Below are 3,458 nucleotides of genomic sequence, written 5' to 3' on the forward strand. Positions count from 1 at the left end.
TTCACCCGGGTGAGTCGGCTTGCGCGCCATGCCGGCAGTATTAGGGAAAGTGGCGGCATAACGCCCGGCTCAAGCGTCGGTTTGGAGCTGCAAAGCAGCGGAAAATTGGTCGCTGTGCAGCCCTTGGTTATGCCGATAAGTTGAGAACGTCGATACTAAGGTAGTAACTCCTCCGACAACGCCTGCCATTGAGAGCCTACTTCAACGCGAATATCATGCGCTGTCACCGGCTCGCCGCAACAGGAACACACAGTCACCGGCTGCATGGTCTGTCCGCACTGTTTATGCACGTGAACAATCGGGGCACCGCGCTCGTCTGCCATATGGTTATCACCCCAGTGGACAAGAGCCATAACGACCGGGTGCAGCTCCAGCCCTTTTTCTGTCAGCCGGTACTCTTCCCGCACCGGTTTCTGTTGATAGGGAGCTTTGTATAGAACACCCTGTTCAACCAGCTTTCTAAGACGGTCAGCCAACACATGGCGGGTAATACCCAAGCGCTTTTCAAGGTCTTCGAAACGTCGTACGCCCAGAAAGCTATCCCGCAGAATCACCATTGTCCATCTGTCTCCGACAACTGATAGCGCCCTGGCCAACGAACATGGCTGCTTGTCCAGATCATCCCAACGCATAGATCGTACCTCCTCGAAACTCCCGACAAGAATAACTTGACAGGTTCCAAAAAGGAACCCAGCATAAGGAGGTTCCAAAAAAGAACCCAGGAGAACGACCATGAACAAGTCACAAGAGAAGGCCTCCGTAGCGATCATTATCGGTGCGGGCGATGCAACCGGTGGGGCCATTGCCCGACGGTTTGCCCGCGAAGGTTATGCCACCGTGGTTACACGCCGCCGTCGAGAAGCACTCGACTCGCTCCTGGAATCCATTGAAGCCGAAGGCGGGCAGGCTTACGGGTTTGGATGTGACGCCCGCGACGAAAACGCCATGGAAGAGCTGTTCAAGCACACAGAGGAACAGATTGGCGAGATCGAAGTCGTGGTCTTCAACATCGGCGCCAACGTCCATTTTTCAATCACGGAGACGACCGAGCGTGTCTACAGGAAGGTCTGGGAAATGGCCGCTCTGGCCGGTTTTCTGGCCGGCCGAGAAGCTGCCAAAGCCATGCTGCCACGAAATAGAGGCACCATCATATTTACCGGCGCAACCGCTTCACTTCGCGGAAGCAGCGGTTTCAGTGCCTTTTCAGGGGCTAAGTTCGCCCTGCGCGCCCTTGCACAGAGTATGGCCAGAGAACTCGGCCCCAAAGGCATACACGTTGCCCATCCGATCATTGACGGTGCGATTGATACCGACTTCATTCGTGAAAACTTCCCTGATCGGTATGCCCAAAAGGAACAGGATGGCATCCTGAACCCCGAGCACATCGCCGATCAGTACTGGCAAATCCACTGCCAGCCCCGCGACGCATGGACCCACGAACTGGATCTGCGCCCCTGGATGGAAACTTTCTGAAAAGGATAAAGCCATGAGCAAAGTCATCGACGTCTATTTCGACCTGGGTAGTCCTGCCAGTTACCTTGCCTGGACCCAGCTGCCCGGTCTGGCAGACAGAAACAACGCCACCATCAACTGGAAGCCCATGCTTTTGGGCGGTGTCTTCAAGGCGACGGGTAATCAGTCCCCGATCACCATACCCGCGAAAGGGCGATACACCGCAGTGGATTTTAATCGCTTTGCCAATGCATACGGCGTCCAATTCGAGCTCAATCCCCATTTCCCGATCAATACACTGCAACTGATGCGTGGCGCTACCGGTTACCTCCACAGCCCCCGCTTTCAAGACTACCTCTCCACGCTCTTTAAGGCTCTCTGGGTGAACAAGAGGAACTTGAACAACCCGGAAGTTGTGTCGGAGGTACTCACTGATGCGGCGTTTGATCCATCAGAAGTGCTAGCACTTTGTAATAGTCCGGAGGTGAAAGAAAACCTCAAACAGACCACCGAGGAAGCGGTTTCTCGAGGAGTTTTTGGGGCCCCTACCTGCTTTGTGGGAAGAGAAATGTTCTTTGGTCAGGATCGCCTGGACTGGGTAGAAAAAGCGCTGCTTTCGAAGGAATAAGGTAGTACCACCAAGTTCACGTTTGGTGGACTCCCCTGAAACATAACGCTGGCAGCATGAGCGGCTACGGAATGGAGGCGAGGCCGCAATGTAGTAGGCGCGCCGTGCCTGGCATGGTTAACTATCACTGCCACTGCAGTTTGAGATCCCTATGCTTGGCCGCACAGTCTCGGAGGTATAAGTTAATCAAGCTCTGATAGGGAATTCCTTTTCGCTCTGACATTTGCTTGAAATACTCAACGGTATCCTCGTCCAGCCTGATCGTTACCTGCTTTTTCAGCTTCGCGGCGTACGGATTAGACTTGGAGTCAGTAAAATCGTAGTGATCACGCATGGCGGTACCTCTCATAAACTTTTCTTTCCCGCTTCTCAGCTTTTCTCGCGGAAATGATGCGAATCCTGTCTTCCTGCCTGATGCAGTGGCATACAACCAGCAGGCGCGAATCGATACTCGTCCCTAACAATAGGAAGCGATCCTCGCCAAGCTCAGAGTGATCTGGATCGCTGATCAATCGACCAAACTCATCGGTGAACACTGTCTTCGCTTCTTCGAACGAGACGCCGTGCTTTCGTAAATTCGAGTCGCTTTTGGTGCTATCCCATTCGAAGTTGAAATGATGCATACCTACATTGTACTTACAGTGTAAATTATCCGCTAGCCCTGCGTGATAGTTAACGCCGCTCAGCACGCGCGGCTTTGAAATGGAGGCGCAGCCGCAATGTAAAAGCCGTCGCCGTGACTGGCCTTGTTAGGGCTACTGCGCTATAGTTGTACGGAGTTTCCGTACGTAATGGTAGAATTATGGACATCATCAGTGTAAACAAATTCAGAGACAATCTGAAAAGCCTTGTAGAACAGGTTATTAGTAGACACGAACCCCTCAAGGTGACACGCCGTGCCGGTGAGGCTTTCGTGATCGTGAGTGCTGAAGACTGGGAAAGAGAGCAAGAAACCCTCTATGTCCTTCAAAACCGAGACCTGATGCAACAAATTGCGGCCTCCCTCGATACTCACCGCCGTGGCCAAGGATACACACCTGATGATGAGCAGATGAATGAGATCACTGGTATTTGAGGGCAACACTTGGGAAGCCTATGAAAAGATGCGCAAGAAAGACCAGAGGCTGCACAAAGCCCTCCGCAAGCTGCTGAAAGAAATGCTCCGGTCTGAAGATCCATCCGCTGGCACCGGCAAACCTGAACCACTCAAACACAACTTATCAGGCTTGTGGTCAAGACGCATCTCACAGAAGGACAGGCTGGTATACCGGTTCGATGACAAATCCATTTATATTTTCGCCATTGGAGGACACTACGATCAGTCCTAACGAGGCTGTAGAAAAACCCGATTTCGAGTCGTTCCTAGCGCCTGCTTCCT

Annotated in this window: 7 protein-coding genes; 4 read left to right on the forward strand and 3 right to left on the reverse strand. The window is 52.7% G+C overall.

Features of this window, described 5'->3' with window-relative positions; all coding sequences use genetic code 11:
- Positions 1-155 precede the first annotated feature (155 nt).
- On the reverse strand, positions 156-632 hold the full coding sequence (locus tag WD429_RS11590; RefSeq protein WP_368422332.1) for a winged helix-turn-helix transcriptional regulator: 477 nt from the start codon (positions 630-632) through the stop codon (positions 156-158).
- 100 nt (positions 633-732) lie between these two features.
- Here WD429_RS11590 and WD429_RS11595 point away from each other — a divergent pair, with 100 nt between their 5' ends.
- Together WD429_RS11595 and WD429_RS11600 are read left to right on the forward strand one after the other, a co-directional pair.
- On the forward strand, positions 733-1,473 hold the full coding sequence (locus WD429_RS11595; RefSeq protein WP_368422333.1) for an SDR family oxidoreductase: 741 nt from the start codon (positions 733-735) through the stop codon (positions 1,471-1,473).
- A 13-nt stretch (positions 1,474-1,486) separates the two neighbouring features.
- The gene (locus WD429_RS11600; protein WP_368422334.1) at positions 1,487-2,080 is read left to right on the forward strand and encodes a 2-hydroxychromene-2-carboxylate isomerase; all 594 of its coding nucleotides are present in this window, start codon (positions 1,487-1,489) and stop codon (positions 2,078-2,080) included.
- 124 nt (positions 2,081-2,204) lie between these two features.
- Here the strand turns inward: WD429_RS11600 and WD429_RS11605 are convergent, their stop codons facing one another.
- Together WD429_RS11605 and WD429_RS11610 are read right to left on the reverse strand one after the other, a co-directional pair.
- Entirely contained in the window at positions 2,205-2,429 is a 225-nt protein-coding gene (locus WD429_RS11605) for a BrnA antitoxin family protein (RefSeq protein ID WP_368422335.1), read from the reverse strand.
- Positions 2,407-2,703 (reverse strand): BrnT family toxin, encoded by a 297-nt coding sequence (locus WD429_RS11610; protein WP_368422336.1) that lies wholly within the window; start codon positions 2,701-2,703, stop codon positions 2,407-2,409. Before WD429_RS11610 ends, WD429_RS11605 begins: the two co-directional genes overlap by 23 nt.
- A 179-nt stretch (positions 2,704-2,882) precedes the next feature.
- On the opposite strand from WD429_RS11610, the gene WD429_RS11615 reads away from it, so the two are divergent.
- A complete protein-coding gene (locus WD429_RS11615; protein WP_368422337.1) occupies positions 2,883-3,155 on the forward strand; it encodes a type II toxin-antitoxin system Phd/YefM family antitoxin in 273 nt (90 codons plus the stop codon).
- On the forward strand, positions 3,136-3,408 hold the full coding sequence (locus WD429_RS11620; protein ID WP_368422338.1) for a Txe/YoeB family addiction module toxin: 273 nt from the start codon (positions 3,136-3,138) through the stop codon (positions 3,406-3,408). The genes WD429_RS11615 and WD429_RS11620 overlap by 20 nt, the downstream gene beginning before the upstream one ends.
- Positions 3,409-3,458: the final 50 nt, after the last annotated feature.

The sequence above is a fragment of the Marinobacter sp. genome (assembly GCF_040904845.1).
Lineage (GTDB): Bacteria > Pseudomonadota > Gammaproteobacteria > Pseudomonadales > Oleiphilaceae > Marinobacter.

Bases quoted from the DNA above. Each gene is read 5' to 3' on its own strand.
- WD429_RS11595 (WP_368422333.1), top strand. From the start codon at position 733: ATGAACAAGTCACAAGAGAAGGCCTCCGTAGCGATCATTATCGGTGCG.
- WD429_RS11600 (WP_368422334.1), top strand. From the start codon at position 1,487: ATGAGCAAAGTCATCGACGTCTATTTCGACCTGGGTAGTCCTGCCAGT.
- WD429_RS11590 (WP_368422332.1), bottom strand. From the start codon at position 632: ATGCGTTGGGATGATCTGGACAAGCAGCCATGTTCGTTGGCCAGGGCG.
- WD429_RS11610 (WP_368422336.1), bottom strand. From the start codon at position 2,703: ATGCATCATTTCAACTTCGAATGGGATAGCACCAAAAGCGACTCGAAT.
- WD429_RS11620 (WP_368422338.1), top strand. From the start codon at position 3,136: ATGAGATCACTGGTATTTGAGGGCAACACTTGGGAAGCCTATGAAAAG.
- WD429_RS11605 (WP_368422335.1), bottom strand. From the start codon at position 2,429: ATGAGAGGTACCGCCATGCGTGATCACTACGATTTTACTGACTCCAAG.
- WD429_RS11615 (WP_368422337.1), top strand. From the start codon at position 2,883: ATGGACATCATCAGTGTAAACAAATTCAGAGACAATCTGAAAAGCCTT.